This window comes from Actinoplanes sp. CA-051413, from assembly GCF_050955795.1.
In the GTDB taxonomy this organism is placed as follows: Bacteria; Actinomycetota; Actinomycetes; order Mycobacteriales; family Micromonosporaceae; genus Actinoplanes.
Genome location: NZ_CP192100.1, coordinates 7,576,916 through 7,602,219, shown reverse-complemented (window position 1 = coordinate 7,602,219; position 25,304 = coordinate 7,576,916). Strand labels below are relative to the sequence as shown.

The window sequence follows — 25,304 nt, the reverse complement described above, 5'->3', positions numbered from 1 at the left end:
GGGCTCAGCTGCCGGGTGTCTTCAAGTACGTGTCGAGCGCGGTCGCGCCGGACAGCATCGCTCTGCCGCGGGCCGTCAGCCGTGCACGCCACTCGTTCATCGTCGCTTGCAGGGGCTCGGGTCCGCCCGCCGTCCGTACCTGCTCCAGCACCTGGGCGATCCGGGCCAGCCCGTGCCCGCCGCGGCGCAGCTGGTGGGCCAGCAGCACGTCGCGTACGTCGGTGGCGGTGTAGACGCGGTAGCCGGTGTGCGGATCGCGGCGGGGCGTGATCAGGCCGGCGCGCTGCCACTTGCGGAGCGTGGCCGGCCGGATGCCGAGCCGGTGCGCGAGCGGGCCGATGAACGTCTCACCCGGCGCCGGTTCGGCCGGTGGGGCCAGGCCGCCCAGGGCGAGGTCCACGGCTTCCAGCGTGCGGCGGTCCTCGGCCAGCTGCGCGTGGCTGCCGTCGATCAGGCGCAGCGCTTCCTCGACCGCGCCCTCGTTCACCGCCCGCATGATCGCCGTGGCGGTCGCGTGGCCGTGCGCGGGTATCAGAGCGAGGAAGGTCCGCAACGCCGCGGCATGACGTGGGGCGTAGACGCGGTAGCCCGAGGGCGAGCGCCCGGCCGGCGGGAGGATGCCCGCTTCCTCGTAGTTGCGCACCGCCTGGGTGGACAGGCCGTGCTCACGGGCCAGGTCGATCGGTCGCAGCCGCATTCCGGCAAAGTTTACACAGAAAGTTCAACGATACTGTTGATGGGCATGACGACCTCGATCCGGGACGCCGCCCGGCCTTTCACCCCTGAAGCTCTCACCGCGCTGCTGCCCCCGGGCACCCGCCTGCTCGGCCTCGGTGAGCCCACCCACGGCGTCGAAGCCTTCCCGGAGCTGCGCAACGAGCTCTTCCGCCACCTGGTCACCCACGAGGGCTACCGCTCGATCACCATCGAGAGCGACTGCCTGGCCGGCCTGATCGCCGACGCGTACGTCACCGACGGCACCGGCTCGCTCGACACGGCGCTGGGCCGGGGTTTCAGCCACGGCTTCGGCGCCTCACCGGCCAACCGCGAGCTCCTGCACTGGATGCGCGCCTACAACGAGGAGCGGCCCCGGCCCGAGCGGCTGCGCTTCTACGGCTTCGACGGTCCCCTGGAGGTCACCGGACCGGCCGGCCCCCGTCCCGCCGTGACCGCCCTGTACGACTACCTCGCCGGCCACCTCGACCTGCCCTGGAGCCGCGAGCACCTCGATGGCCTGCTGGGACCGGACGGGCGCTGGACCGACCCGGCCGCCACCCTGGACCCGGCCCGGTCGGTCGGCCGCAGCCCCGAGGTCCGGGAGTTGCGCCTGATCGTCGACGACCTGCGGGTGCTGCTCAGCACCCACGCTCCCCATCTGACGGCCGTCACCTCCGCCGATGACTGGTGGAGCGCCGACCTGCACGCCCGTACCGCGGCCGGACTGTTGCGCTACCACGCCGGAATGGCCGACCCCGCGCCCACCCGCGTCAACGCGCTCATGGGCCTGCGCGACACGATCATGGCCGACAACCTGGGGGCCATCGTCTGCCGGGAACGGCGGCGCGGACCCACGCTGGCCTTCACCGGCAACCGTCACCTGCAACGCGACAAGAGCTACCTGCACTTCGCCGGCCTGCCCCTGCAGTGGTGGAGCGCGGGGGCCATCGCCGGCACCCGCCTCGACGGCGAGTACGCCTTCGCCGCCACCACCTTCGGCACCCGCGGCTCCGACGTCCCGCCTCCCGACACCCTCGAAGGCGTGCTGTCGACCCTGCCGTACGACCGCGCCGTCATCGATCCCGGTCGTCTCGCCGCAGCCCTCGACCGCGAGCTGACGCCGCGGGTGCCGCGCGACCACACGTACCTCTCCCTGGACCCGGCGACCATCGACCAGCTCGACGCCGTCGTCTTCCTCGGAACCATCGGATGATGGACCCGGCTCTCAGCTGACGGCCTGCCGCACGAGGGCGCTGACCCGCGCCTCGGTTTCGGGGTTGAGCTCGGTCAGGGCGAAGTAGGTCGGCCACAGGGCGCCGTCGTCGAGGCGGGCCTCGTCGCTGAAGCCGAGCACCGCATACCGCGTCTTGAACTTCGCCGCGCTCTGGAAGAAGCAGACCACCTTGCCGTCGCGGGCGTAGGCGGGCATCCCGTACCAGAGCTTCGGGGTGAGGGCCGGCGCGCCGGCCTTGATCAGGGCGTGCAACCGCTCGGCGAGGACGCGGTCGGGCTCCGCCATCCCGGCGATCTTCTCCAGCACCTGGCTCTCGGTGTCGGCCTTGGCCCCCCGCTTGGTGCTCGCCCTGAGCTCCTTGGCGCGCTCCTTCATCGCGCCGCGCTCCTCGTCGGTGAAAACGCTGGCGGTCTTCGTGGTGGTCGGCATGTCAGGTTCCTCTCGGTGTCCGGTCATCGCGGGCCGGCCTGCTGGCGGGTCGGCACGGTGAGCCGGTTGACGGCATTGGTGATCGCGGTGGTCAGCAGGAGAGCGGCCAGCTCCCGGTGGTCGAAGTGCTTGGCGGCGAGGTCCCACAGCCGGTCCGGCACCGGGTCCGGGCGGTCGGCGAGCCGGGTAACCGCCTCGGTCAGCGCCAGGGCGGCGCGTTCCTCGTCGCTGAACCAGGTGGTCGCCCGCCAGGCAGCGACCGCGTGCAGTTGTGCTGTGCTCGCGCCGTACCGCTGGGCCTGGTGCACTCCCTCGGCCACGCCGGGGCCGCAGCCGTTGATCTGGCTGGCCCGCAGCCGGCTCAGCGCCAGCAGCTTGCCGTCCAGCCCGGCCCGGGCGACGGCCGCGTCGACGGCCGTCAGGGCCGTCATCGCCGCGGGGAGCAGGACCGCCGGGTTCGGCATGCGCTCGGTCGGCATCGGGTCTCCTTCCGTCTCCGTCGTCGGCGTTCCCGACAGGAGTCATCCGACCACCGGCGGGCCGGGCCGCGCCCGGCGCGTGGGACACCGTGGGACACCCAGGTGCGACTTGAGCTGCGGAAACGCGTCGCTGATCCGGGGCCGCGGGGCGGGACGGTACGGTGTTCCAGGTGTCCAGCCCCCAGGAACAGCTGGTGGTCCAGCTCGCCCGGATCAAGGAGCTGAGCGGGCTCAGCCTGCGCGCCCTGGCCGCCCGGTCGGGGCTGAGCAGCTCGTCCCTGTCGCGGTATCTGACCGGCCGGCTCGTGCCGCCGTGGGACACCGTCGTGGCGCTGTGCCGGGTCGTGGGCCGCGATCCCCGGCCGCTGCGCGCGGTGTGGGCCGATGCGGCGAAGGCGGGCGCGGCGCCCGTGCCACGCCGCAACGACCTGCCGGCCGACCTGTTCGACTTCACCGGGCGCGAGGCGGAGTGCGCGCTGGTCGAGGAGCTGCTCCGTACCGTGGGTGCGGTTGTGGTCGACGGCATGGCCGGCGTCGGCAAGACCAGCCTGGCCGTGCACGTGGCCCATCGGCTCGCCACCGCCTACCCGGACGGCGGTCTCTACCTCGACCTGCAGGGTTTCACCCCCGGTCAGCAACCCCTGGATCCGCAGGCCGCGCTGGGCCGGCTGCTGAACGCGCTGGACGTCAGTCATCCGCCGGCGGGCGCCGCCGAACGCGCGGCGCTCTGGCGCTCGGAGCTGTCCCGCCGGCGGGCGCTGGTCGTGCTCGACAACGCCGTCGACGCGGAGCAGGTACGCCCGCTGCTGCCGGGCGCGGGCCGGTCGCGGGTGCTGATCACCAGCCGCCACCGGCTGGTCGACCTGGACGGGGTGCCGCCGGTGTCGCTGGAACCGCTGACCGGTGGCGACGCGGCGGAGCTGTTCGGCCGGGCGGCCGGGCTCGCGCTCACCGAGGAGGCCGGGGTGAGCCAGGTCCTGCAGCAGTGCGGCGGGCTTCCGCTGGCGCTGCGGATGGCCGGCGCGCGGCTGCGGCATCGTCCAGGATGGACGGTGGCCGTGCTGGCCGAGCGGCTGCGCGACACCGCCGGCCGCTTCGACTCCGTGTTCGGCATGTCGTTGCACCAGCTCGACGCGGTCCAGCGGCGTACGTTCCGGCTGCTCGGCCTGCTGCCCGGCGCCGACTTCGACGCGGCGGTGGCCGGCGCGCTCACCGACCTGCCACCCGACCGGGTCGGCGCGGTGCTGGAGGAGCTGATCGACGCCCACCTGATCCAGGAGCCCGCGCCCGGGCGGTACCGGATGCACGACCTGATCCGGCAGTACGCGGCCGACCTGGCGGCAGCGGAGGAGCCGCAGGCCGAGGCCGCCCTGCGCCGGGTCCTGCGGCACTATCTGGCGCTGGCGGTCGCCCACGATCGGACGCTGCCCGCACCGCACCGCCGCGAACCGGCGCCGGGCGATCCGGCCAAGGCGATGGCCTGGTTCGAAGCCGAGTACGTCAACCTGGTCGCCGCCTTCGACGCGGCCGTGCGGCTCGGCCTGGACGAGGTGGTGGCCGAGTTGCCGCAGGCCCTGCGGGTCTGGTTCTTCCGGCACCGCGGGACCGACGAACAGGTACGCATGCTCGAAGCCGCCGCGGCCGCCGCCGGAAGGCTGGCCCGCCACCAGCAACGGGCTGCTCTGCTGGCAGACCTCGGCTTCGCGCGGGCCGCCGCCGGACGCCTCACCGAGGCGCTCGCCGCGTACGAGCTGGCGGAGCAGTCCGGGCCGGACGACGACCTCGCGGCCGGTCTGGCGCTGCGCCTCGGGTTCGCGCGGCGGGACTCCGGGGACCTCCAAGCAGCGCAGGCGCAGCTCCGGCGGGCCCGGGAACTGTTCGAGAAGCTCGGGCAACGCGCCGGGCAGGCGCAGGCAATGGCCGTCGAGGGCTGGGTGGCAGCGCACCTCGGGCGGCACAGCGAAGCCGTCGAGCTCGCGCGGGCCTCGGTCGCCCTGGCGGAGGGACCCGGCCGGATCACCGGACTGGTCACGCTCGGCGTCGCGCTGGCCGGGCACGACCCGGCGGAGTCACTGGGGGCGCTGCACGACGCATTGCGGCTCGCGGAGGAGCACAACCTCCAGCACAACCGGGCGTGGTGCCACAACGCTCTCGGTGTTGCGCTAATGGTCATGGGCAAGCCCGAGGAGGCGCTCGACCATCACCGGCGGGCCCTCGAGCTGCTCGAGCCGCTCGCCGAGGTGCAACTGGAGATCGACTGCCTTCATGCGTACGCGCAGACCTGCCGCGCGGCCGGGCACGTCGAGGAGGCGGTGGCGGCGCTGGACCGGATCATCGCGCTGGCCGGTGAGCTGGGCCGCCCGTACGACGAGGAGCTGGCCCGTACCGCCCGGGAAACGGTGCGCTGATCAGACAGTCGGGCGCCACCAGTCGTCGAGAGGGGTCACGGGCAGCGCGCGCTTGTGGCGGGTCGCCTGGTAGATCGACTCGATCCTCGCGGCCACGTCCGGGGCGACGTCGGCGCCCTCGAGGTAGTCGTCGATCTGGTGGTAGGTCAGGCCCAGCGCCTCCTCGTCGGGCAGGGCCGGGCGGTCGTCCTCGAGGTCGGCAGTCGGCACCTTCTCCCAGACGCTGGCCGGAGCGCCGAGCTCCCGCAGCAGGGCGGCACCCTGGCGTTTGCTCAGGCCGGTCAGCGGGGTGATGTCGACGCCGCCGTCGCCGTACTTGGTGAAGAAGCCGGTGACCGCCTCCGCGGCGTGGTCGGTGCCGACGACGAGCAGGTTCAGCTGCCCGGCGATCGCGTACTGGATCACCATCCGTTCCCGGGCCTTGATGTTGCCGCGGACGAAGTCCCGCAGCCGCGGCTCGGCACCCAGCAGCTCCTTCAGCCCGAGCGCGGCCTCGGCCGCGACGGCTTCCGCGCCGGGCTGCACGTTCACCGTGATCGACCGGTCGGGCCGGATGAACTCCAGGGCGATCCTCGCATCGTGCTCGTCGGCCTGCACGCCGTGCGGCAGCCGCACCGCGACGAACGTGGCTGCCCGCCCCTCGGCCCGCAGCTCCTCGGCGGCGAGCTGACACAACCGGCCGGCGAGCGTGCTGTCCTGGCCCCCGCTGATCCCCAGCACAAAGCCCTCGCCCGGGGTCGAGCGCAGATAGTCCTTGAGGAAGCCGACCCGCTGCCGGATCTCCTGGGCGGGCTCGATCACCGGTCTGACGCCGAGCTCGGCCAGGATGCGCTGCCGTAGGTTCGCCATGCCCGCACTGTACTGAACCGAAGATCCGCTGCGGTCAGGAAGTGACCGCAATGGTTGGCAGGATGTCCTCATGACATCGACGTGGAAGATCGAGCTCATTCCCGTACCGGTGACCGACGTCGACCGGGCCAAGGCGTTCTACCAGCGGATCGGCTTCAACGCCGACCACGACCACCGGGTGCACGAGGGCCTGCGGTTCGTGCAGCTCACCCCGCCCGGCTCGGCGTGCTCCATCGTGCTCGGCGTCGGCATCACCGAGAAGGTGCCGGGCACCCAGGAGATCCAGGTGGTGGTGCCCGACGCGGAGGCCGCCCGCCGGCAGCTGCTGGACGCGGGCGTCGAGGCCGGCGACGTCGACGTGCAGCCGTGGGGCAACTTCGTCCACTTCAAGGACCCGGACGGCAACAGCTGGGCGCTGCAGGCCGTCGAGCCGCGGGCGAACGGCTGACCCGCGCCGGGTCAGGGCTGTAGCAGGGCGGCCCGTTCGCGGTCGAGGGTCGCGAGCCGGTTGCGGTTCTCGGTGATCCGGGCGGCCAGCGCGGCCCGGATCCGGCCCACCTGCTGGGCGGCCTGGCCGAGCTGCCCGAGACCGTTCTTGATCTGCCCGCGCACGGACAGGTCGGTGAAGATGTTGTCGAGCCACACGTCCGCGAAGCGGGTGAAGCCGCCCAGCCCGAGCTCGCCGGCCACTGTGGGCACGGCCAGGTCGACGTCGCGCAGCTCGGCGCGGAGCACGGCGATCCGGCGGTCGGCCTCGGCGGCCCGGGCCGCGGCGTCGTCCAGCCGGCTGTGCTTGATCATGCTGGCCAGTCCGCCACCGCCGAGGAACGTGTCGGCGGTGGACCAGTTGTCAGCCGATCCGAGCAGCTCGTTCGCCTCGGTCAGGGCCTGCGCGGCGGCCCGGGCCGCGGACTCGGCCTCGGTCAGCTCCTTGAGCTCGGCGGAGAGCCGGCCGCGTTCCTCAGCCAGCTCGGTCAGCCGGCCCGCCGGGCCTGTCCCGCTCGTCCGCAGCTGTCGCTCCTTCTCGGCGAGCAACGCCGCGTACGTCCCGGGAGCTGTCGACGTGGCCGCCAGCCGGGCCTCGATCTGGACGAGCTGGGTCCGGAGGGTGTCGAGCTGGTCCTGCGCCTGGGCCACCCGGTAGTACGCGGCTTCGGCCTCGGCCCGTTCCCGGTCCAGGGCCTGCTCGCGGGAGCCGCGCAGGTCGGCCAGCAGCCGGGTCAGCGAGAGGTTCTCCAGGCGGTCCACGTCCCGCTGCTCGATCGCGTGCCGGCGGCGCAGGGCGTCCAGATCCGAGGCGAGCCGGGTGATCGCGGCGGTGATGCCGGCCCGGCGGGAGGCGAGCAGCTCACGTTCGCGGAGGTCGGCGGCGAGCCGGGTGAGGTCCTCGTCCATACGTCCGAGCAAACCCGACGCGCGCAACCGGCGGTGGCAAAGCGCTCGATCGGTGGCTCGGAAAGCGGCCATTGCCGCCGATCGGCACTCTCCACGGCAAAGTCTGGAACGGTATGTTGCTGCTGACGACTCGGCGTGACGGGCGCCGCCGGAGGCGGGCCGCGTCCTCCTTTCGAGAAAATGCACCGCTACTGCCGCTCAACTCAGCCAGAACGATCTATTGTGCTAGCGTGCCTTTGTTCTCGGGCCGTTGTGTGAACGGCACTTCGAGCACTCGCTGTGGCCGAAAAGTCACTCCCCGGAATTCGTCGCCACGGCGTTCGGGGGGTTCATATTCTGTGTCCTGGAAGGGCGATACAAGTGGAAATCATTCGCCGGCTCGGCGTTCCCCCGAGCGAACGAGGAAGTGCCACCAACGGCACGTGCCCGGACATCTTCGAACTGAGTGACGGCAATTTCGCGGTCATCGGGACGGACATGACGACCGAGCTCTCGGGCCAACTTCCCCCGGACGCCGCCGTCGCCGGTTACGAGCGGATCGTGATGGTGAATCGCGCCACCCTGCTCGCAGCCCGCAAGGACATCCCGCTCAGTTGAGGCTCAGGCAGCCTCGGTGGCCGGCGAGTCACTGTCGGATCGATCCCGCGCGTCGCCGGTAGTGCGGAGGTCTTTCACCGACCCGTGGTTCGACTCCCGGCGTGCGGCTATGACCGCTTCGTACTCATGCCAGAGTTCGTCGACCTTCTGGGCCAGCCGGTGCTCGTCGCTGCCGGGGGTCAGGGACATCCGGGCGCGTGCCGACGCTCGCCAGTAGTCCCGGATTATGGGGCTGGTGAACAGGTAGCGCATGGTGTCGAGCACCTCTTCGTCGCTGTGGCCGCCCACCCTCATCCACGTCTGCTGGAACTGGTAGATGATGTTGGCGTAGAGGTACTGCCGGTTCTGCTTCGTCGTGAGTCCCGGCTGGAAAGGCGGCCACACCTCGGCGAGCTGGGGATCGTCGATGGCGAGCTTGAGGATGTCGAGATGGAGCTGCCCGCGACCAGCCTCGGCCGTTCTTTGCAACTCAGCGTTACTGCGCAACAACAGTTGATGCTGTCGCTCGAGGTCGTCCCGGCTCGCCCGCAGTTCCCGGAATTGCACGCGGCTCGTCACGACCAGGTAGGCCAGCGCCAGACCGCTGATGATCGAGCTCAGCACGCCGAATGCCTGCCCGACGTTGCTCAGGTTGTTCCAGAATGTCGCGTCACCCTGCCGGCCCAGCAACGCCGCCAGTCCGACCCCGGCGAGGACCGTCACAGAGGTGCCGACCACGACCGCCGAACACCACGCCATGATCCGAGTCGCGCGCAGTGGCCTGGCGCTCGAGCGATCGACCTCCGCCATGATCCCGTCCTCCAGCGCCTCGTATCTGAGGCGGCTGAAGCTGTGCCGTTGCTCAGACCTGGTGACCGCCGAACTGGCCTTTCTTAAGTCACATAATGCGGCACGTGAAACGAATTCGCCAGCTCGGCATAAAGCGCATGGACAGGAAGTCCAATACTCCTTGTCAAGGGCCGGCGGAAAGGTGCCGCAGTGCGGTCACCACTTGCGTCCTCCGTCCACAAAGTACGCTGACGGCATGGCCTTGCCACCGGATGAGTTCTACGACCGAGCAGTTAGCATCGCTGACACCGAGCGCCGGCTGCCGCTGGCTCGCATGACGGGATGGGACATCAGCCCGTTCGAGCAGGACGGGCTGCGTGTCTCCCCGCTGCGTCCGCCGGTGCTGCCCGAGCCCCCACGCCACGGCGAGGACCCCGCGGACTGCAACGACTGCCGCAACCGGGACGAGGGGATCTGGTTCAACGAGCACTGGCGGCTGGCCCGGATCCCCGGAGTCGGCATGCCGCTGGTGCTGATGCTGTATCCCCGCGACCACTACGACATGGCCGACCTGCCCGACGAGATGGCCGCCGAGCTGGGGCTGCTGACCACCCGGATCGTCCGCCACGTACAGGCCCTGCCGCACATTTCGCGGGCCCACGTCTACCGCATCGGCGACGGTGGCGCCCATCTGCACGTGTGGTTCTTCGCCCGACCGGAAGGCCAGGCCCAGTTGTACGGCTCGTGGCTGGTCGTCTGGGACGACCTCCTGCCGGAGTATCCGGGGGAGATCGCCGACGCGGACGCCGCCCTCGTGGCCGACGCCCTGGTCGCTTCGCACGGCGGAAGCCGCTCGCCCCGCTAACTTGGGGTGCATGGAGAAGTTGGTGCACACCGCCCGGCTGGCGTGGGACGGCTCGACCGGCGCGGGCTACCGTTTCTACTCACGTGCCCACACCGCGGCCGCGGCCGACGACGACCTGCGGCTCAGCGCCGATCCGCATTTCCGTGGTGACGCCGCCCTGCTGAATCCCGAGCAGCTTGTCGTCATGGCGGCCAGCTCCTGCCAGCTGCTGTCCTTCCTGTCGCTGGCCGCCCGCCGGCACGTGGACGTGCTCGGCTACACCGACGAGGCGGTCGGGCATCTCAGCGAGGACCTTCGCCGGGCACGGATCGAGCTCATCGAGCTCGCGCCGGTGATCGACGTGGCCCCCGGCACCGACGAGAAGCAGGTGCTCGCGCTGGTCGAGCAGGCCCACCACGAGTGCTACATCGCCAACTCGCTGAACTCCACGATCAGGATCAACCCGACCGTGCGGACCGTCCCGGAGCGGGAGGACGAAGGCTAACCTCCCGGGACCAGCGTGACCGTGCCGTTCTCGTGGTCGACCGTGAAGAGCGTGCCCGGCGGATAGTTGCCCAGGACCTCCGGGGGCAGCTGCACCGTGCCGTCGCCGGCCACCACCGCGAAGTCCTGACCGTCGCGGCCCTCCGCGCCGACCCGGCCGTCGCGGATCGTCACCGCCCGGCCCAGCCGCGCGCCCACCTCGTTGTCGTGGGTGACCACCACGATCGTCGTCTGCCGTTCGGCGTTGACCGTCTCCATCGCCGCCAGCACCTCGTTGCGGCCCGCCGTGTCCAGCCGGCTGGTCGGCTCGTCCACCAGCAGCAGGCCCGGACCGGCCGCGATGCCGACCGCCAGGGCGGCCCGCTGCCGGGCGCCCGGGGTCAGCTCGGCGATCTTCGCCCGTCCCTGCCCGGGCAGCCCGACCAGATCCAGGATGCGGTCCGGGTCGTCGAGCTCGATGCCGCGGGTGTGCGCGGCGCGCCGCTGGGCCAGCCAGATGTTGCGGTGCAGCGACGCGTACGGCAGCAGATTGCGCGCAGCCCCCTGCAGCACCACTCCCACCTCGGTGCCGCGCAGCCGGGAGACCTCGGCGTCGGAGAGCTTGCCCATGTCGTACGTGCCGATGTTGATCCGGCCGGCCGACGGGCGCATGAGCCCCGCGAGCAGGGCGATCAGCGTCGACTTGCCCGATCCCGACGGCCCGACCAGGGCCAGCGTCTCTCCGGGCGCGATGGACAGGTCGACGCCGGCCAGCGCGACCACGTCGCCGGCCTCGGCACGGTAGATGTGCACCACCCGGCGGCAGGCCACGGCAAGTCCGTTCATGGGCCCACGCTAGCGAAGATCCGCTCGTCGGAGGTACCCCCGCGCGCGCCGAGCAGGTCGCTCCGTGGTGTCGGCGGAGCAGCGCTTAGGGTGGTGCCCGTGCGTGACATCGCGGTTTTCACCGGGAGTGCCCACCCGGAGCTGGCAGCCGAGATCTGTGATCACCTGGGCGTGCCGCTGCTACCCACCAAGACCTCCCGGTTCGCCAACGACTGCATAGAGGTGCAACTGCAGGGCAACTGCCGGGAACGGGACGTCTTCCTCATCCAGCCCCTCGTGCCGCCCGTCCAGGAGAACCTGGTCGAGCTGCTCTTCATGCTCGACGCCGCCCGCGGGGCCTCCGCCGGACGGATCACCGTGGTGCTGCCGCACTACGCGTACGCCCGCAGCGACAAGAAGGACGCGCCGCGCATCTCGATCGGTGGCCGGCTCGTCGCGGACCTGTTGCAGACCGCCGGCGCGCATCGCATCCTGGCCATGACCTTGCACTCTCCGCAGGTCCACGGCTTCTTCAGCGTCCCGGTGGACCACCTGCACGCCCTGCGCGAGCTGGCCCATCACTTCCGGGGCTACGACCTGAGCAACGCCGTCGTGGTCTCCCCGGACCTCGGCAACGCCAAGGAGGCCGCGGCATTCGCCCGGCTGCTCGGCATCGAGGTCGCGGCCGGCGCCAAGCAGCGCTTCGCCGACGACAACGTGGTGATCAGCTCGGTGATCGGCGAGGTGGCCGACCGGGACGTGATCGTGCTGGACGACGAGATCGCCAAGGGCAGCACGGTCTTCGAGCTGCTGGCCCGGCTGCGTGAGCGCAACGTCCGCAGCGTCCGGGTGGCCTGCACACACGGGTTGTTCGCCGGGGACGCGGTGGCCCGGCTGTCGGCCGAGAAGGACATCGAGGAGATCGTCTGCACCAACACGGTGCCGATCCCCAAGGACCACCACACCGACAAGCTGACCGTGCTGTCCGTGGCTCCGGCGCTGGCCGAGGCGATGCGCCGGATCCACAACGGCGAGTCGGTCAGCGCCCTGTTCGCATGAGTCGCCTGGAGGCGGTGCTTTCCGCGTTGCTGGCCGTGCAGCGCCAGTCGTGGGAGCAGGGCGTCGCCGCGCAGGCTGCCCTGGACCTGGGGCGGGACGACCTCGCGTTGCTGCTGGCCGAGGCGGCGGTGGCCCGGCAGGCGGCGGACGGGCGGCTCGGTGACGTGGACGAGCCCGGGGTGGTCAACGGGGCTGCCTGCGGGGAGGCCGTGCTGGCCGCTCACCGCCGCACCGGGGAAGAAGTTTTTGCCGCCGCGGCCCGGCGCCAGCTCGCCTGGCTGACCGACGCCGCGCCGCGGGCCGCCGACGGCACGCTGTTCCACATGCTCGGCGCCCGCGAGATGTGGGCCGACACCGTTTACATGGTGCTGCCCTTCCTGGCGCTCTCCGGCCGGGGCGACCTGGCCGTGGCCCAGCTGGAGGGGCATCGCCGGCGGCTGTGCCGGGACGGGCTGTACGCGGCGATCTGGTCGGAGGAGAGCGGAACGCTCCGCCGCGCCGACCACTGGGGCGGCGGCAACGGCTGGGTGGTCGCGGGCATCGCGCGCACCCTGCGGCTCGTGCCCGAGCTGCCGCAACGCGACGACCTGGCCGCGCACGCCCGGGAGGTGCTGGACGCCTGCCTGGCGCTGCGCCGACCGGACGGGCTCTTCCACGACGTGCTGGACGACCCGGCGACGTTCCGGGAGACCAACGCCGCGCAGATGTTCGCCTACGCGGCGGCGGTGGGCGCGGCCGACGGCTGGCTGCCGGAGTCCTACGCCGCGACCGGCCGGGACCTGCTGGCCGCGGCCACCCGCGAGGTCGACCGGTACGGCATCGTCCGCGGTGCCTGCGGTTCGCCGTCCTTCGACCGGCCCGGCTGGTCCGCCGAGGCGCAGGCGTTCCACCTGCTGGCCGCCTGCGCGGTCGGCCCGGCCCGGCCGGGGCACAGCTGATGCGCGGCGCGGGTCTGCTGCTGCTCGGCGCCGGGGCCGGCCTGATCGCCGGTTACCTGGCCAACGAGCACTGGGCCTCGCCCGCCTGGGTCTGGCTCGGCCTGGGCGTCCTCGTGCTCGCCTCGGTCCTGCTCGGTCTCAGCCGCGGAGGTCAGGCCCCGGACTGAGGGACGGCCGGCGCGGCCGCCTGCGGGACCGGCTGCGGCCCGCAGAGCGAACGGATCGCCCCCAGCAGCGTCGACCGGGTGAACGGCTTCTCCACCAGCATGCTGTTCGCGTCCAGGTGCAGCTGCGGGCCCAGCGACGCCGCCGTGTAACCGGACATGTAGAGCACCGGCAGGTCCGGGTGGTGCGTCCGCAGCGCCGCGGCCAGCTCCGGCCCGGTCATCGCCGGCATCACCACGTCGGTGATCAGCAGGTCCGGGTGCGCCCCCGCGGCCACCTGGGTCACCGCCATCAGCGCGTCGGTGGCCACGGTGATCTCGTAGCCGGCCGGCGCGATCAGCCGCTGCACGAGCTGGGCCACCTCGGGCTGGTCCTCGACGATCAGCACCCGGCCGATCACCGACGGGGTGCTCTGCCGGTCCACCGCCGGGGTGGTCCGCTCCTCGGCCGCGGGCAGGTAGAGGTGCACGGTTGTGCCCATCCGGGGCTGCGACTCCAGCGAGATGTGCCCGCCGATGCTCTGCACGACGCCCGCGGCGGTGGCCAGGCCCAGCCCGGCCGCGGTGGGCCGGGTGGTGAAGAACGGCTCCAGCGCCCGCCGCCGGGTCTCGTCGGACATGCCCGTACCGGTGTCCTGGATGACCATGTGCACCAGCCGGCCGGTCGGCGCGCCCTCGGCGAGCTGCCCGGGCGCCACCACCTCGTTGGTCGCCGCCACCCGCAGCATGCCGCCGTGCAGCATCGCGTCGCGGGCGTTCGCGGCCAGGTTGACCAGCGCCTGCTCGAGCGGGCCGCGCTCGGCCCGGACCGGCCAGACGTCCGGCCCGAACGCCAGGTCGAGGCCGATCCGCTCGCCCAGGGTCCGGCTGAACAGGCTCTGCACGTCGGTCAGCAGGTCGGGGATCGGGATGACCTCGGGCCGGTTGCCCTCGGTGCGCCCGAACGCCAGCAGCTGATGGGTCAGCGTCCGGCCGGTGCTGACCGCGTCCATGATGTCCTTGGCCATCTGGTGCTGCGGCGAGCCCTCGGCGGTGGTGGTCGCGATCATGTCGGCGGAGCCCTGCACGACGGTCATCAGGTTGTTGAAGTCGTGCGAGATGCCGCCGATGAGCTGGCTCATGCTGTCCAGCCGGCGCAGGTGGTCGAGCTGGCGCTTGAGCCCCTTGGTGTCGATGTGGTCGGTGGTGTCGGTGATCATGCACAGCACGCCGAGGTGCTGGCCGTGCTCGTCGGTCAGCGGCATCATGCTCATCCGCACGCTGCGCTGCGAGCCGTCGGCGCGCATCAGCCGGGCCCCGCCGACCGTGGAGCGCCCGGCCCGGCACTCGGCCAGCCGGCGCATCAGCTCGGCCTGGCCGCGTTCGTCCAGGAAGCCGCGCAGCGAGACCCCGACCAGCTGGGCGCGGGGCAGGCCGAGGACGACACCGATCGGCTCGTTGGCGTACGTGGCCACGCCGTCCGCATCGAGCTGCAGCACGCCTTCGGGGATGGTCTCCAGCACCCGGCGGTAGCGTTCCTCGCTGGCCCGCAGCCGCTCCGTGGCCCGGGCCGACGACAGCGCCAGGGACAGCTCGCCGGCGATGTCGCGGGCCAGCTCGACATCGGCCTCGGAGTAGGTCGCGCCCGGGGTGGCGCGGACCAGCACCAGGTAGCCGGCGTAGGTGTTGTCCACGATCACCGGGCACAGCACGGCCGAGTGCACGGCCGGCGGGTGGCCGCCCGGGTCCACGTACGCCTGGTGCCGGGGGCGGGGCAGCTCACTGAGCGGGTCGGTGCCCTCGCCGGCCAGCACCACGGGCCGGCGGCTCGCGGCCAGCCCCGTGGAGAAGTCGTCGTCGGGCAGCTCACCCTCCCGGTCGAGCAGCCGGGCGTACGGCCGGTTCAGCTCGTCGTCGGGATGGTGGAACGTGATCGCGTCGTACCGGCCGTCGTCGCGCAACAGCTGGACCCCGGCGCCGTCGCCGAGCATGTCGGCCGCGGCCTGGGCCGCGGTCGCGCACACGGTCGCCGCATCCTGGGAGGCGCGGCTGAGCGCCAGGGCCAGATCGGCCAGCGCGTATCGGAGGGGATAAGCCATGACACCCATGTCGTTCACTATCTGCAATAGCGCGGGGCGTCGTGGTCGTTTCCCGGCAAAGCAACCGTCCGGCCGAGGATGTTCCCACCCGTCACACCCGCCCGGCGGGTCCCAGCGCCGGCCGTCCGCGGAGTTTTCGCTGTTCACGGGCTCTCGATGGGCTGGAACGACGAGGCGCCGCCGGGGTGACGGGCGACCCCGCACAACTACCTTGGGTGCGAACTCCGACGCATGCATTTGCCTTTTGATCCGGACAAACACCATCATTCCGCCTGGTCAGCGAAGGCCTCGGTACAGCGAAGGTTGGCAGAGCACCGCAGCGGCGGAAGGACACGACCACAGGTGGATCAGGATCCCACGGGCAGCGGCGTACGCCCGGATTCGGACGGCGCGTCGACCCTCGATCTGAGCGGGCGGTGCGTCGGCAGCTCGTACATCCTCGTCCGGCCCATCGGGCAGGGGGCGACGGGCACGGTCTGGCGGGGGGTCGACCGGGCCTCCGGCGAGCCGGTCGCGGTCAAGCTGCTGCACGAGAGCCTGCTCCGGCAGCCCAAGCTGGTCACCCGCTTCGTGCAGGAGCGCACGATCCTGCTGATGCTGCGGCACCGCAACGTGGTGCGGGTCCGGGACCTGTTCAGCGTCGGCGAGTCGCTGGGCCTGGTGATGGACCTGGTCCCCGGCGGCAGCCTGCGTGAATACCTGCGCGAGCAGCACACCCTCAGGCCCGGCGAGGCGGCCCGCCTCGCCGCGCAGGTGGTGGCCGCGCTGGCCGAGGCGCACGAGCTCGGCATCATCCACCGCGATCTCAAACCCGACAACATCCTGCTGCACCGTACGGACGGCGAGCTCGACACCCGCCTCACCGACTTCGGCATCGCCCGGGTCCTCAACACCCCGAGCCTCACCACGACCCACGCCGTCGTCGGCACCCCGCACTACATGGCGCCGGAGGCGTTCCACAGCGCCACGGTCAGCCCCGCGGCCGACATCTACGCCCTCGGGGTGCTGCTCTACGAGATGGTGTGCGGGCGGCCGCCGTACGACAGCGACACCGTCCACGACCTGATGCGGCTGCACCTGGAGGGCAACCCGCAGCGGTTGCCGGGCATCCCCGATCCGCTCTGGGAGATCATCACCGGCTGCCTGGAACAGAAGCCCCGGCTCCGCCCGACCGCCGGCGAACTGATCGCCGAGCTGAGCGCCGTGGCCCGCGCGGCGGGGGACGTACCCGCGCTGCCGCGGCCCGAGCGGTCCGCCGCCGAGCCCGTCTCGTCCCGGCTCGTCCTTGCCGCGGACGAGTCTGTGTCGCCCCGGTCGGCCCGAGCCGCGGATGAGTCTGCGTCGTCCCGATCCGCCCGCGCCGCGGATGAGTCTGCGTCGCCCCGGCCCGCCCGCGCCGGGGATGAGCGGAAGCCGCGCGCCGGGGATGAGCGGAAGCCGCGCGCCGCCGGTCCGGAGGTGCCGAAGCCGGTCCACCCGTCGCTGGCCGGCGTGCGACTGCCGGTGCCGCGGCGACGCAACCAGCCGGCGAGCTGGCGCTGGGGCCGGCCCTGGGCCACTATCGCGGTGGTCTCGGCGGCGATGCTGGCCTCCGGGGTGGCCACCACGGCCTGGCACCTGGTCCGTACCCCGGGCCAGCAGGCCGGTGCCGCGGCGGCCGAACCGATGCTGCCGGCGAGCAGGCCCTCGGGCCCGGTCGCCGCATCCCGCTCGGCCCCGGCCGCGCGTACCAGCGCCTCCCACGAGCCCGCCGCCCAGCGGCGTCGGCCCACCGGCGCTGCGGTCGCCGCGCAGGCGCTGTCCCCGGCCCGGCCGGCGGCGACCCGCAAGACCACGCCGAAACCCCGGGTCAAGGAGGCCCAGCCGTACGGCCCGTACGCCTGCGAGCGCGAGTTCGGCATGGCCGGCTTCACCCCGCTGGTGGTCAGCCCCTGCCACGCGCTGGGCAGCCGGGTACGGATCCAGGCGATGCTGACCGCCCCCACCCCGGGCGAGGGCCGGATCGCCGTCGCCCTGCAGGACCTGAGCTCCGGCCGTACGGTCGGCAGCCCGAAGGTCTGCACCGGCCTGACCTTCACCAAGGACCGGCCGACCCGGCTCTGCGGGCCGCTGACGGTCGAGCCGGTCAAGGGCCGCCGCTATCAGGTGATCATGTCGTGGACCTTCGGCCAGAGCCGGTACGGCGGGGCCAAGGTCGCGAGGGGCAGCGCCTTCGACTGGTGAACGGTATCGTCCGTGAACTATGCGTAGGTTGCTCGCGGCCGGGATCGTGCTCGGCGCTGTCGTGGCCGGTCTCGGCGTGGTGCGGGCGATGTCCGCCGACGCCGCCGCGGTCCCGCCGTACCACCCGACCAAGCTGGCCAAGGTCGCCGACTCCCGGCAGGTGGTCGTCGTGGTCGGCAAGTCGCGCGGCTCCTCGTACTCGACGGTGTACACGTACCAGCTGGGTGCCGACGGCAAGACCTGGACGGCGAAGTTCCCGGCGATGGCGGCGCGCAACGGTTATGCCGGCTGGGCCTGGGCGGGGCAGCGGATCCAGGACTCCGGCACCACGCCGATGGGCACCTTCCGGATCACCCAGACCTTCGGCCTGAAGAACGGTCCCAGCACCAAGATGCCGTGGACCCGGGCCGACACCAACGACTACTGGGTCGGCGACAACAAGGACCCCAAGACCTACAACATGTTCCAGCCGTCGGCGTCCGCCAAGCGCACCTGGCGGACGGGCGAGGCGGAACGGCTGGCCGCGTACCCCACGCAGTACGAGTTCGCGGCGGTCATCGACTACAACCGCCCGGCGCCCACCTCGATCACCTGGGACGCCACTCACGGCGAGTACGTCACCAGCAAGCCGGCGAACGTCAAGCGGGGCTCGGCGATCTTCCTGCACGTCAAGGGCGCCGGCTCGACGGCCGGCTGCGTGTCGCTGAGCCGCAGCGACGTGGTCCGGGTGCTCCAGTGGCTCGATCCGGCCCAGTTGCCGCGCATCGTGATGGCGCCGACGGCCGACCTCGGCAAGGTGTGAAATAAGGTCGCCGGTTCCGGCGTTACCGCCTACCGTGATCCGCATGTTCGCACCCGGTCTGCAGCTGCCCGCGGGGTTCTCCCCGCTGGCCGCTCCCGCGTGCGATACGCGAATCTGACCCTTCCCCAAGCCGCAGCAGAACCCGGGGAAGGGTAGCTGCGCGGTTCTGGCGCGCGTCCCTGGGCAAGGCTCGCGTTCCACCTTTCGACCCGACCGTTTCTCGCATCCAGTGAGGACAAGTACAACCATGGCCAAGAGCCAGTTCGTCCGGACCAAGCCACACCTGAACATCGGCACGATGGGTCACGTCGACCACGGCAAGACGACCCTGACCGCCGCCATCACGAAGGTCCTCGCCGACCGCGACCCGGCCGCCAACCGGTTCGTCGCCTTCGAGGGCATCGACAAGGCGCCGGAGGAGGCGCTGCGCGGCATCACCATCAACATCTCCCACGTCGAGTACGAGACCGCGGCCCGGCACTACGCCCACGTCGACATGCCGGGGCACGCCGACTACGTGAAGAACATGATCACGGGGGCGGCGCAGGTGGACGGCGCGATCCTCGTCGTCTCGGCGCAGGACGGCGCCATGCCGCAGACCCGCGAGCACGTGCTGCTGGCCCAGCGGGTCGGGGTGCCGTACCTGGTCGTGGCGCTCAACAAGAGCGACGCGGTCGAGGACGAGGAGCTGCTCGACCTGGTCGAGCTGGAGGTGCGTGAGCTGCTCGGCGAGTACGGCTTCCCCGGCGACGAGGTCCCGGTGGTGCGGGTGAGCGCGCTGAAGGCCCTCGAGGGTGACCCGCGGTGGACGCAGTCCATCGTGGAGCTGCTCGACGCCGTGGACGCGTACGTGCCCGTGCCGGAGCGGGAGCTGGGGGAGCCGTTCCTGATGCCTATCGAGAACGTGCTCACCATCAGCGGCCGCGGCACCGTGGTCACCGGCAAGATCGAGCGCGGCACGCTGCGCGTCGGCGACCCGGTCGAGGTCGTCGGCCTCGGCGAGACGCTCAGCACGGTCGCGACCGGGCTCGAGACGTTCGGCAAGAGCCTGCCGACCGCGGAGGCCGGTGACAACGCGGCGATCCTGCTCCGCGGGATCAAGCGCGACCAGGTGCAGCGCGGCCAGGTCGTGGCGCTGCCGGGCAGCGTCAAGCCGCACAAGAGCTTCACGGCGACCATGTACGCGCTGACGAAGGAGGAAGGTGGCCGGCACACGCCGTTCGTGGCGAACTACCGCCCGCAGTTCTTCTTCCGCACCACGGACGTGTCCGGCGCGATCGACCTCGGTGAGCTGCCGATGGTCATGCCGGGTGACACGGTCGACCTGACGGTGCACCTGGGCAAGGAGGTGGCGATGGACGTCGGTCTCGGCTTCGCGGTCCGCGAGGGCGGCCACACCGTCGCCGCGGGTACGGTCAAGGAACTGCTGGACTGAACGGGAACGGGGCCACCTGCGGGTGGCCCCGTTCTGTCATTGCTCCTTGGGCTCCTGCCGGCGCAGCTCTTCCTCCCGGCGGCGCAGGTCCGCCTCCCAGCGCTGGAGCTCGGTCCGATCCGGACCCAGGCTCTTGAGGAATTCCGGGTCGTCGTCCGGCGCGAGCGGGGCAGCGCGCCGGGGCCGCTCCTGCTCGGGAAAGCCGCTGCCCGGCCGCCAGGTGGTGCCGTTGCTGAGCCGCACCGGACGCGCCGGACGACCGGCGACGAACCAGGCGATCGCACCGATCGGGGAGAACAGCAGGATGAGGAAGACCCAGGCGATCCGGGGCAGAGCCCGGATCTCGAATTCCTCGGCGGACAGGCAGCTGATCAGCGCGACGACGAGCAGCGCCAGGTCGATCAGCACGAAGAGCGAATACAGCCGGATCATGGCGAGAGATCATGACAGAAACCGGCCGTCCAGGTGACCCCGAAGCATGCTGTCCGCACCGGCCGATCGGGTGCGGCAGGATGGCGGGATGGCTGCACAGTTCGGTCCCCACCGCTGGTCCGCCGGCGCGCACCGGGACACCGCCAGGTTCCGTGGCACCCGCGTCGAGGTCGCCGATCTGACCGGCGTGACCCTGGTCGACTGCGATCTCACCGGCGTCAAGGTCGTCGACTCCTGGCTGGGTGGAGGCCCTGCCCGAGCCGGCCCGTGACGAGCGGGTGGACGGTGAGTGGTCCTTCGCCGAGACGCTGCGCCACCTCGTCTTCATCACCGACTCCTGGGCCAGCCGCACGGTTCTCGACGAGGAGCTGCCGTACCACCGGATCGGTCTTCCGCAGGCCGCCTACGCCGCGGCGGACGCGGCCGGCCTGGGCATCGATCTCACGGCGGAGCCGACCTGGGCCGAGGTCCTGGCCGCCCGGGCGGACCGGCTGGCCGTGCTCGCGGGCATCCTGAACGGCCTGACCGACGCCGACCTGGGCCGGCCCTGCACCCGGCCGCCGGCTCCGGGCTACCCCGACGAGGTCCGCGCGGTGGCCGGGTGTCTGGCCGTCGTGCTCGAAGAGGAGATCGAGCACTACCGCTTCGCGATGAGGGATCTGTCTGTGCTGGAGTCCCGCTGACTGACGGCCCGGCAGGGTGACTGCCGGGCCGTCAGTTGCGGGTCAGTTCAAAGCCGCGTTCAGCGCCGGCAGGTAGCCGCTGCGGTAGCCCGCGGCGTTCGGGTGGAACGAGTTGGTCGCGGGGATCACCGTGAGGCCGTTCAGCCACGGGGTGGGGGCGCAGATCCCGTGGCCGGCGAACTCGTCGGTCACGTCCGACCAGGTGAAGCCGGCTGCCGCGGCCCGGGCGGCGATCAGCCTGTTGAGTTCGGCGGCACCGCCGTTGATCGACTTGCGTTTGGCGATGCTCATGCCGCCGATCCCGCAGTTGACCGCGGTCTCGTCGAACAGGATCGGGTAGCCGAGGACGACCACCCGGGCGTTGGGGGCCTCGCGGCGGATGTCGGCGTACGTGCCGTCGAGCTTGGCCGTCATCTCCGTGCGCAGGACCTGCATCGCCGACGCGACGGTCGCCGCGCACTTGCTGTCGCTGGACAGGGTGCAGGTGATGACGGTCGACGCGAAGCCGACGTCGTTGCCGCCGATGGTCAGCGTCACCAGGTCGGTGCTACTGGTCAGCGGCCACAGCTGGGTGGACCGCAGGGTCTGCGTGGTGGCGCCGCCGCAGGCGACCGAGCGGTACGACTTCGGGTCGTTCGCCGCGTTCCATAGGCCGGGGTAGCCATTGGGGCTGCGCAGGCAGAGTCCGGTTTGGCCGGACGCGCCGACGCCGGAGGAGTAGGAGTCGCCGAGCGCGACGTAGTCCCACTCGGATCGGGGTGTGGCGGCCGCGGCGGGTGTCGCGGCGACGATGCTCAGCAGGGTGGACATGACGAGGCAGGCGAGGACGGTGGTACGTCTGCTCATCGGGGTGGCCTCCGGATCCGCGGGGGACTGGGGGCCGGAGCGCTCCGGTTACCGAACAGTAAGTCAAGGTCCCGAGGAAAGAAACACAGTGACTTTCCTGTTACCTCGTAGTAACATCCGTCGATGTGACCTGCATCTATGTCAGGCGGTCATGGGCCGTGTGCGCAGAGCGATAAGTTTTCACCGGTGCCACAGTCGGTCTTCAGCGTGCGCTCAGCTACCCGGGCTAGCGTCGCCGCATGGATGAGCAACGGGCCCGGAGGGTCGTCGAGACGCTGCGCGGACGTAACGTCTTCGCCCATGTGAAGCTGCCGCACGCCGGCATCACCCAGTACGGCATCCGGGTCGTCCTGCCCGATGGCCGCGAGGCGGTCTGGGACAACGACGGCACGGCCGGGCTCGAGGCCCAGGTGATGCGCAACGGCGTCCTGGTCGGCTTCGTGTCGTCCATCCCCGGCTCGGAGAACTTCACCGACGAGCAGATCATCGACGCGATCGCCGCGGCCGACTACGACCAGCCGATCGGCCGTTCCCGCCCCACGACGCCGACCGTCGGCCCGTCGCGCGCCGACCGGATCGCCACCGCACCACGCCCCCTCGGCCTGGCCGAGCGCCTCCGCCGTACCTTCCGCGACTGAACGCCGGGGTCAGCTCTCGGCGACGGCGCCCAGCGGCGGCATCGTGACCTGGAGGCTGACCGCGCCGCGCAGGTCCAGCCAGGCCCGCTCCGGGCCGCGGACCAGCCGCAGCACCACGTCGTCGCAGGACGGGCAGCGGGCCACCAGGCCGGGCGCCGGCCCCCACACCCGCAGCCGCGCGACGACGCTCGGCTCCCCGCACCCGCCGCAGGTGGCCACCGCCGTGGTCACATCGACCGCGAAGACCTCGCGCAGATCCCCGGCCATCGCGTTGCCGTCCAGCTCGTGCTCGGTCATGACGTCCCTCCGAATCGTTCCGTGCGGATCTTCTTCGGGTCGTGCCCCAGCGCGACGAGGATGTCGGCCGACGCCTCCACGAACGACGTCGGGCCGCAGACGAACACGTCCGGCGCGAAGTCCGGCGGCCAGCCGTACGTGTTGATCGTCGCCACGGTGAGCCGGCCCGGTGGATCGGGCCAGCCGTCGGGGGCCTTGCGGGTGTAGACGAAACGGACGTCCAGCCCCGGGTCGTCGCGGACCCGGCGGGCCAGCTCGTCGGCGTACAGGGCGTCCTGCGGGGTGCGGACGGAGTAGATCAGCCGGAACGGTTGCCGGCCGCGTACGTCGCCGCGGGCCCGGATCATCGCCATCAGCGGTACGACACCCGAGCCGCCCGCCAGCAGCAGCACCGGCGGGGGAGCGTTGCGCCACACGAACCAGCCGCCGACCGGGCCGCGCAGCTCCAGCGGCTGGCCCACCTGGAGGTCGTCGGCCAGATAGGACGAGACCTCGCCGTCCTCCACGCGCTGCACGGTCAGCTCGACCGTGCCGCCGTCCTGCCAGGCCGAGGCGATCGAGTAGCTGCGCTGGGCCGAGTAGCCGTCCGGGGCGGTCAGGCGCACGTCGACGTGCTGACCGGGCAGGTGCCCCGGCCAGTCCGGCACCCGCAGCACCAGGGTCCGAGCGGACGGTGTCTCCTGACGAGCCGCTTCGAGAATGGCGGCCCGCCAGGTCAGTCGCCTTGGTAACGCTGTTCGCGCCATGGGTCCCCGTACATGTGGTAGCCGGCCTCTTCCCAGAAGCCCGGCTCGTCCTGCTGGAGCATCTCGATGCCGTTGACCCACTTGGCCGATTTCCAGAAGTACAGGTGCGGGACCACCAGCCGGGCCGGGCCGCCGTGCTCGGGCGCGAGCGGCTCGCCGTCGAACTGGTACGCCACCCAGGCCTTGCCGTCGAGCAGATCTTCCAGCGGCACGTTGGTCGTGTAGCCGCCGTAGCCGTGCACCATCGTGTAGTCGGCGGTGGTCTCGACGTTCTCGAACAAGGTGTCGATCGAGACGCCCCGCCAGGTCGTGCCGAGCTTGGACCACTTGGTGACGCAGTGGATGTCGACCGTGACGTCCTCCGCCGGCAGGGCCTGGAACTCCGCCCAGGACCAGCTGTGCTTGGCGCCGGTCTCGTCGGTGACCGTGAACTGCCAGCGGTCGAGCGGGATCCGTGGCGTCGGGCCGGCCGAGAGCACCGGGAAGTCATGAGTGAGGTACTGCCCGGGCGGCAGGTCGGGCTGCGAGGAGCGGCGCCGCCCGCCGAACCCGGGGGAGATGATGCTCATGTACAGCAGTAAACCCGATGATCATGAACGGGGACAGGCTTACCCCACGCCGAAGGTGGCGTTGCCGGTCGGCAGCTTGCGGCCGTTGTCGTCGTAGGCGGTCGCCTTACCGACCTTGCTGGTCGGTTTGACCTTGTTCAGGGGGAACCAGAACAGCACGATCGACCGGTCCTCGCTCCAGGTGGCCTGTTCTGCCCGGACTGTCCGGCCGTCCGCGGTCACGGTGATCTTCGCCGCAGCACCGACGTAGTAGCCGAAGGCGGGGCTCGGCTTGTCGTTGACGACCATCGCCATCTCCAGGGCGTGGAAGCCCGGTGCCCGGTCCGAGCCCTCCACCTCGTTGTTGACGACGTCGACGACGAGCTGACCCGCGGTGGTGCGCCAGCCGGTGGCGATCCCCATGGTGGTGTCCGGCAGGACGGGCTCGTCGACCCGTTGCATCCACAGCAGCCGGTCCAGCCCGTCGACCTTCATCCCGGTCTCGACGACGTCACCGAACGCGTCCCCGGTGATCGGCTCGTCCGGATCCTCCTGGACCGCGGTGGCCGACGGCTCAGCGGTCTTCGCCGGCGCGGCACTCGACGGCTGACCGGCCGCAGCGACCCCCGGCTGCGACGACTCCGGGCGGACCAGCTGGAAACCGCCCACGAGCAGGACCAGCACCGCCACCCCGGAGGCGGCGCCCACCGTGGCCCGGCGCCGGCGGCGCAACCGGCCACCGGCGGACATCACGGCGGCCAGGTCGAGTGACTTGGGTTCGAAGTCCGGCGTCGAGTGCATGGCGTCTCTCAGCTCGTCGAGGTTGTTCATGGGCGTACTCCGCTTTCCGCGCGCCGGGGTGCCGGGATGGAGACCCGCAGCTTGGCCAGCGCCCGCGAGTTGAGGCTTTTGACCGTGCCGAGGGACAGGTTGAGCTCGCGGGCCACGTCGACCTCGGTGGCGTCGAAGAAGTGCCGCAGCACGACCACGGTGCGCTCGCGGGGCGACAGCGTCTGCAGCGCGCCGATCAGCCAGCGGCGCCGAGTCACGTCGTCGGCCATGTCGCGGGGCAGGGGTCGTTCGGGGAGCTCCTCGGTCGCGTACTCGCGGATCGGGCGGCGCCACTGGTCCGTGACGAGGTTGGCCAGGACCGTGCGGGCGTACGCGTACGGGTCCTTGCGGCGCACCCGGCCCCAGGCCGCGTACACCCGGACCAGGGCGGCCTGGGCCGCGTCCTCGGCCTGATGCCGGTCACCGGTCAACAGGTACGCGGCGCGTTGCAGCCGGGCCGAGTTCGCCTGCGCGAACTCGACGAACTCATCGTCGCCTCTCACTCCCACGACGGCCAAGACGGGTCAGGGCCCGGAAAGGTTGCAGCAACCTTTTT

The 25,304-nt window shown here is 71.6% G+C and carries 30 protein-coding genes; 15 read left to right on the top strand and 15 right to left on the bottom strand.

What is annotated here, in order from left to right; all coding sequences use genetic code 11:
• Window positions 1–4: 4 nt before the first annotated feature.
• Window positions 5–697, bottom strand: coding sequence for a TioE family transcriptional regulator (locus ACQP2Y_RS35805; protein WP_433720508.1), 693 nt, complete (start codon window positions 695–697; stop codon window positions 5–7).
• A gap of 45 nt (window positions 698–742) precedes the next feature.
• Here ACQP2Y_RS35805 and ACQP2Y_RS35800 point away from each other — a divergent pair, with 45 nt between their 5' ends.
• Entirely contained in the window at window positions 743–1,930 is a 1,188-nt protein-coding gene (locus ACQP2Y_RS35800) for an erythromycin esterase family protein (RefSeq protein ID WP_433720506.1), read from the top strand.
• Between the two features lie 12 nt (window positions 1,931–1,942).
• Here ACQP2Y_RS35800 and ACQP2Y_RS35795 read toward each other — a convergent pair whose 3' ends face one another.
• Together ACQP2Y_RS35795 and ACQP2Y_RS35790 are read right to left on the bottom strand one after the other, a co-directional pair.
• The gene (locus tag ACQP2Y_RS35795; RefSeq protein ID WP_433720504.1) at window positions 1,943–2,380 is read right to left on the bottom strand and encodes an iron chaperone; all 438 of its coding nucleotides are present in this window, start codon (window positions 2,378–2,380) and stop codon (window positions 1,943–1,945) included.
• 23 nt (window positions 2,381–2,403) lie between these two features.
• The gene (locus ACQP2Y_RS35790; protein WP_433720502.1) at window positions 2,404–2,859 is read right to left on the bottom strand and encodes a carboxymuconolactone decarboxylase family protein; all 456 of its coding nucleotides are present in this window, start codon (window positions 2,857–2,859) and stop codon (window positions 2,404–2,406) included.
• 170 nt (window positions 2,860–3,029) lie between these two features.
• On the opposite strand from ACQP2Y_RS35790, the gene ACQP2Y_RS35785 reads away from it, so the two are divergent.
• Window positions 3,030–5,267, top strand: coding sequence for an ATP-binding protein (locus ACQP2Y_RS35785; protein WP_433720501.1), 2,238 nt, complete (start codon window positions 3,030–3,032; stop codon window positions 5,265–5,267).
• Here ACQP2Y_RS35785 and nadE read toward each other — a convergent pair whose 3' ends face one another.
• Window positions 5,268–6,116, bottom strand: a complete 849-nt coding sequence (gene nadE / locus ACQP2Y_RS35780) for an ammonia-dependent NAD(+) synthetase (RefSeq protein WP_433720499.1) — start codon at window positions 6,114–6,116, stop codon at window positions 5,268–5,270. It abuts the gene before it with no gap.
• 70 nt (window positions 6,117–6,186) lie between these two features.
• On the opposite strand from nadE, the gene ACQP2Y_RS35775 reads away from it, so the two are divergent.
• Complete coding sequence (locus ACQP2Y_RS35775; protein ID WP_433720497.1) at window positions 6,187–6,564, top strand: VOC family protein; 378 nt, start codon at window positions 6,187–6,189, stop codon at window positions 6,562–6,564.
• A gap of 11 nt (window positions 6,565–6,575) precedes the next feature.
• Here ACQP2Y_RS35775 and ACQP2Y_RS35770 read toward each other — a convergent pair whose 3' ends face one another.
• A complete protein-coding gene (locus ACQP2Y_RS35770; RefSeq protein WP_433720495.1) occupies window positions 6,576–7,511 on the bottom strand; it encodes a hypothetical protein in 936 nt (311 codons plus the stop codon).
• Between the two features lie 360 nt (window positions 7,512–7,871).
• Between ACQP2Y_RS35770 and ACQP2Y_RS35765 the strand changes: the two genes are divergently transcribed.
• Window positions 7,872–8,108 carry a hypothetical protein gene (locus ACQP2Y_RS35765; protein WP_433720493.1) on the top strand — a complete coding sequence of 79 codons (237 nt, stop codon included), beginning with the start codon at window positions 7,872–7,874 and terminating at the stop codon, window positions 8,106–8,108.
• Between the two features lie 3 nt (window positions 8,109–8,111).
• Here the strand turns inward: ACQP2Y_RS35765 and ACQP2Y_RS35760 are convergent, their stop codons facing one another.
• Window positions 8,112–8,897 carry a DUF6082 family protein gene (locus ACQP2Y_RS35760; RefSeq protein WP_433720492.1) on the bottom strand — a complete coding sequence of 262 codons (786 nt, stop codon included), beginning with the start codon at window positions 8,895–8,897 and terminating at the stop codon, window positions 8,112–8,114.
• A 313-nt stretch (window positions 8,898–9,210) separates the two neighbouring features.
• Between ACQP2Y_RS35760 and ACQP2Y_RS35755 the strand changes: the two genes are divergently transcribed.
• Window positions 9,211–9,741 carry a hypothetical protein gene (locus ACQP2Y_RS35755; protein ID WP_433720490.1) on the top strand — a complete coding sequence of 177 codons (531 nt, stop codon included), beginning with the start codon at window positions 9,211–9,213 and terminating at the stop codon, window positions 9,739–9,741.
• Window positions 9,742–9,751: 10 nt separating this feature from the next.
• The gene (locus tag ACQP2Y_RS35750) at window positions 9,752–10,225 is read left to right on the top strand and encodes an OsmC family protein (RefSeq protein WP_433720488.1); all 474 of its coding nucleotides are present in this window, start codon (window positions 9,752–9,754) and stop codon (window positions 10,223–10,225) included.
• Here ACQP2Y_RS35750 and ACQP2Y_RS35745 read toward each other — a convergent pair.
• Window positions 10,222–11,049 carry an ABC transporter ATP-binding protein gene (locus ACQP2Y_RS35745; RefSeq protein WP_433720486.1) on the bottom strand — a complete coding sequence of 276 codons (828 nt, stop codon included), beginning with the start codon at window positions 11,047–11,049 and terminating at the stop codon, window positions 10,222–10,224. The genes ACQP2Y_RS35750 and ACQP2Y_RS35745 overlap by 4 nt on opposite strands.
• Before the next feature lie 99 nt (window positions 11,050–11,148).
• Here ACQP2Y_RS35745 and ACQP2Y_RS35740 point away from each other — a divergent pair, with 99 nt between their 5' ends.
• From ACQP2Y_RS35740 to ACQP2Y_RS35730, 3 genes are read left to right on the top strand one after another with little or no spacing between them, the layout of a single operon-like run.
• Entirely contained in the window at window positions 11,149–12,087 is a 939-nt protein-coding gene (locus ACQP2Y_RS35740; RefSeq protein WP_433720484.1) for a ribose-phosphate diphosphokinase, read from the top strand.
• The gene (locus ACQP2Y_RS35735; protein ID WP_433720482.1) at window positions 12,084–13,025 is read left to right on the top strand and encodes a glycoside hydrolase family 88 protein; all 942 of its coding nucleotides are present in this window, start codon (window positions 12,084–12,086) and stop codon (window positions 13,023–13,025) included. The genes ACQP2Y_RS35740 and ACQP2Y_RS35735 overlap by 4 nt, the downstream gene beginning before the upstream one ends.
• On the top strand, window positions 13,025–13,192 hold the full coding sequence (locus tag ACQP2Y_RS35730; RefSeq protein WP_433720480.1) for a hypothetical protein: 168 nt from the start codon (window positions 13,025–13,027) through the stop codon (window positions 13,190–13,192). Before ACQP2Y_RS35735 ends, ACQP2Y_RS35730 begins: the two co-directional genes overlap by 1 nt.
• Here the strand turns inward: ACQP2Y_RS35730 and ACQP2Y_RS35725 are convergent.
• Window positions 13,177–15,276: a hybrid sensor histidine kinase/response regulator gene (locus ACQP2Y_RS35725; protein WP_433720479.1), complete on the bottom strand. Its 2,100-nt coding sequence runs from the start codon at window positions 15,274–15,276 to the stop codon at window positions 13,177–13,179. The two genes, ACQP2Y_RS35730 and ACQP2Y_RS35725, sit on opposite strands and share 16 nt — an antisense overlap.
• 333 nt (window positions 15,277–15,609) lie before the next feature.
• Here ACQP2Y_RS35725 and ACQP2Y_RS35720 point away from each other — a divergent pair, with 333 nt between their 5' ends.
• The 3 genes from ACQP2Y_RS35720 to tuf all read left to right on the top strand — a co-directional run bounded on the left by ACQP2Y_RS35720 (window position 15,610) and on the right by tuf (window position 19,727).
• Window positions 15,610–17,490, top strand: a complete 1,881-nt coding sequence (locus ACQP2Y_RS35720; RefSeq protein ID WP_433720478.1) for a protein kinase domain-containing protein — start codon at window positions 15,610–15,612, stop codon at window positions 17,488–17,490.
• Between the two features lie 19 nt (window positions 17,491–17,509).
• A complete protein-coding gene (locus tag ACQP2Y_RS35715) occupies window positions 17,510–18,292 on the top strand; it encodes a L,D-transpeptidase family protein (RefSeq protein WP_433720476.1) in 783 nt (260 codons plus the stop codon).
• 247 nt (window positions 18,293–18,539) lie between these two features.
• Window positions 18,540–19,727 carry an elongation factor Tu gene (gene tuf / locus ACQP2Y_RS35710; protein ID WP_360827898.1) on the top strand — a complete coding sequence of 396 codons (1,188 nt, stop codon included), beginning with the start codon at window positions 18,540–18,542 and terminating at the stop codon, window positions 19,725–19,727.
• Window positions 19,728–19,763: 36 nt separating this feature from the next.
• Here tuf and ACQP2Y_RS35705 read toward each other — a convergent pair whose 3' ends face one another.
• Window positions 19,764–20,159: a PLD nuclease N-terminal domain-containing protein gene (locus ACQP2Y_RS35705; protein WP_433720474.1), complete on the bottom strand. Its 396-nt coding sequence runs from the start codon at window positions 20,157–20,159 to the stop codon at window positions 19,764–19,766.
• Window positions 20,160–20,247: 88 nt separating this feature from the next.
• Between ACQP2Y_RS35705 and ACQP2Y_RS35700 the strand changes: the two genes are divergently transcribed.
• On the top strand, window positions 20,248–20,430 hold the full coding sequence (locus ACQP2Y_RS35700) for a hypothetical protein (protein WP_433720472.1): 183 nt from the start codon (window positions 20,248–20,250) through the stop codon (window positions 20,428–20,430).
• Entirely contained in the window at window positions 20,402–20,842 is a 441-nt protein-coding gene (locus ACQP2Y_RS35695; protein WP_433720470.1) for a DinB family protein, read from the top strand. Before ACQP2Y_RS35700 ends, ACQP2Y_RS35695 begins: the two co-directional genes overlap by 29 nt.
• 42 nt (window positions 20,843–20,884) lie before the next feature.
• Here the strand turns inward: ACQP2Y_RS35695 and ACQP2Y_RS35690 are convergent, their stop codons facing one another.
• Entirely contained in the window at window positions 20,885–21,688 is an 804-nt protein-coding gene (locus tag ACQP2Y_RS35690; RefSeq protein WP_433720469.1) for an SGNH/GDSL hydrolase family protein, read from the bottom strand.
• 239 nt (window positions 21,689–21,927) lie between these two features.
• On the opposite strand from ACQP2Y_RS35690, the gene ACQP2Y_RS35685 reads away from it, so the two are divergent.
• Window positions 21,928–22,326 carry a hypothetical protein gene (locus tag ACQP2Y_RS35685; protein WP_433720467.1) on the top strand — a complete coding sequence of 133 codons (399 nt, stop codon included), beginning with the start codon at window positions 21,928–21,930 and terminating at the stop codon, window positions 22,324–22,326.
• A gap of 9 nt (window positions 22,327–22,335) precedes the next feature.
• Here ACQP2Y_RS35685 and ACQP2Y_RS35680 read toward each other — a convergent pair whose 3' ends face one another.
• From ACQP2Y_RS35680 to ACQP2Y_RS35660, 5 genes are read right to left on the bottom strand one after another with little or no spacing between them, the layout of a single operon-like run.
• Window positions 22,336–22,623 (bottom strand): DUF6510 family protein, encoded by a 288-nt coding sequence (locus tag ACQP2Y_RS35680; RefSeq protein ID WP_433720466.1) that lies wholly within the window; start codon window positions 22,621–22,623, stop codon window positions 22,336–22,338.
• Entirely contained in the window at window positions 22,620–23,369 is a 750-nt protein-coding gene (locus ACQP2Y_RS35675) for a ferredoxin reductase (RefSeq protein WP_433720464.1), read from the bottom strand. Before ACQP2Y_RS35675 ends, ACQP2Y_RS35680 begins: the two co-directional genes overlap by 4 nt.
• Window positions 23,339–23,938, bottom strand: a complete 600-nt coding sequence (locus ACQP2Y_RS35670; RefSeq protein WP_360832472.1) for a sulfite oxidase-like oxidoreductase — start codon at window positions 23,936–23,938, stop codon at window positions 23,339–23,341. Before ACQP2Y_RS35670 ends, ACQP2Y_RS35675 begins: the two co-directional genes overlap by 31 nt.
• 39 nt (window positions 23,939–23,977) lie before the next feature.
• Window positions 23,978–24,748 carry a hypothetical protein gene (locus tag ACQP2Y_RS35665; protein WP_433720462.1) on the bottom strand — a complete coding sequence of 257 codons (771 nt, stop codon included), beginning with the start codon at window positions 24,746–24,748 and terminating at the stop codon, window positions 23,978–23,980.
• The gene (locus tag ACQP2Y_RS35660) at window positions 24,745–25,251 is read right to left on the bottom strand and encodes a SigE family RNA polymerase sigma factor (protein ID WP_433720461.1); all 507 of its coding nucleotides are present in this window, start codon (window positions 25,249–25,251) and stop codon (window positions 24,745–24,747) included. Before ACQP2Y_RS35660 ends, ACQP2Y_RS35665 begins: the two co-directional genes overlap by 4 nt.
• Window positions 25,252–25,304: the final 53 nt, after the last annotated feature.

What these genes read in the sequence shown, in the direction of transcription:
- ACQP2Y_RS35805 (WP_433720508.1), bottom strand. Translation starts at nt 697, where the DNA reads ATGCGGCTGCGACCGATCGACCTGGCCCGTGAGCACGGCCTGTCCACC.
- ACQP2Y_RS35800 (WP_433720506.1), top strand. Translation starts at nt 743, where the DNA reads ATGACGACCTCGATCCGGGACGCCGCCCGGCCTTTCACCCCTGAAGCT.
- ACQP2Y_RS35795 (WP_433720504.1), bottom strand. Translation starts at nt 2,380, where the DNA reads ATGCCGACCACCACGAAGACCGCCAGCGTTTTCACCGACGAGGAGCGC.
- ACQP2Y_RS35790 (WP_433720502.1), bottom strand. Translation starts at nt 2,859, where the DNA reads ATGCCGACCGAGCGCATGCCGAACCCGGCGGTCCTGCTCCCCGCGGCG.
- nadE (WP_433720499.1), bottom strand. Translation starts at nt 6,116, where the DNA reads ATGGCGAACCTACGGCAGCGCATCCTGGCCGAGCTCGGCGTCAGACCG.
- ACQP2Y_RS35775 (WP_433720497.1), top strand. Translation starts at nt 6,187, where the DNA reads ATGACATCGACGTGGAAGATCGAGCTCATTCCCGTACCGGTGACCGAC.
- ACQP2Y_RS35770 (WP_433720495.1), bottom strand. Translation starts at nt 7,511, where the DNA reads ATGGACGAGGACCTCACCCGGCTCGCCGCCGACCTCCGCGAACGTGAG.
- ACQP2Y_RS35760 (WP_433720492.1), bottom strand. Translation starts at nt 8,897, where the DNA reads ATGGCGGAGGTCGATCGCTCGAGCGCCAGGCCACTGCGCGCGACTCGG.
- ACQP2Y_RS35755 (WP_433720490.1), top strand. Translation starts at nt 9,211, where the DNA reads ATGACGGGATGGGACATCAGCCCGTTCGAGCAGGACGGGCTGCGTGTC.
- ACQP2Y_RS35750 (WP_433720488.1), top strand. Translation starts at nt 9,752, where the DNA reads ATGGAGAAGTTGGTGCACACCGCCCGGCTGGCGTGGGACGGCTCGACC.
- ACQP2Y_RS35745 (WP_433720486.1), bottom strand. Translation starts at nt 11,049, where the DNA reads ATGAACGGACTTGCCGTGGCCTGCCGCCGGGTGGTGCACATCTACCGT.
- ACQP2Y_RS35735 (WP_433720482.1), top strand. Translation starts at nt 12,084, where the DNA reads ATGAGTCGCCTGGAGGCGGTGCTTTCCGCGTTGCTGGCCGTGCAGCGC.
- ACQP2Y_RS35730 (WP_433720480.1), top strand. Translation starts at nt 13,025, where the DNA reads ATGCGCGGCGCGGGTCTGCTGCTGCTCGGCGCCGGGGCCGGCCTGATC.
- ACQP2Y_RS35725 (WP_433720479.1), bottom strand. Translation starts at nt 15,276, where the DNA reads ATGGGTGTCATGGCTTATCCCCTCCGATACGCGCTGGCCGATCTGGCC.
- ACQP2Y_RS35715 (WP_433720476.1), top strand. Translation starts at nt 17,510, where the DNA reads ATGCGTAGGTTGCTCGCGGCCGGGATCGTGCTCGGCGCTGTCGTGGCC.
- tuf (WP_360827898.1), top strand. Translation starts at nt 18,540, where the DNA reads ATGGCCAAGAGCCAGTTCGTCCGGACCAAGCCACACCTGAACATCGGC.
- ACQP2Y_RS35705 (WP_433720474.1), bottom strand. Translation starts at nt 20,159, where the DNA reads ATGATCCGGCTGTATTCGCTCTTCGTGCTGATCGACCTGGCGCTGCTC.
- ACQP2Y_RS35700 (WP_433720472.1), top strand. Translation starts at nt 20,248, where the DNA reads ATGGCTGCACAGTTCGGTCCCCACCGCTGGTCCGCCGGCGCGCACCGG.
- ACQP2Y_RS35690 (WP_433720469.1), bottom strand. Translation starts at nt 21,688, where the DNA reads ATGAGCAGACGTACCACCGTCCTCGCCTGCCTCGTCATGTCCACCCTG.
- ACQP2Y_RS35685 (WP_433720467.1), top strand. Translation starts at nt 21,928, where the DNA reads ATGGATGAGCAACGGGCCCGGAGGGTCGTCGAGACGCTGCGCGGACGT.
- ACQP2Y_RS35680 (WP_433720466.1), bottom strand. Translation starts at nt 22,623, where the DNA reads ATGACCGAGCACGAGCTGGACGGCAACGCGATGGCCGGGGATCTGCGC.
- ACQP2Y_RS35675 (WP_433720464.1), bottom strand. Translation starts at nt 23,369, where the DNA reads ATGGCGCGAACAGCGTTACCAAGGCGACTGACCTGGCGGGCCGCCATT.
- ACQP2Y_RS35670 (WP_360832472.1), bottom strand. Translation starts at nt 23,938, where the DNA reads ATGAGCATCATCTCCCCCGGGTTCGGCGGGCGGCGCCGCTCCTCGCAG.
- ACQP2Y_RS35665 (WP_433720462.1), bottom strand. Translation starts at nt 24,748, where the DNA reads ATGAACAACCTCGACGAGCTGAGAGACGCCATGCACTCGACGCCGGAC.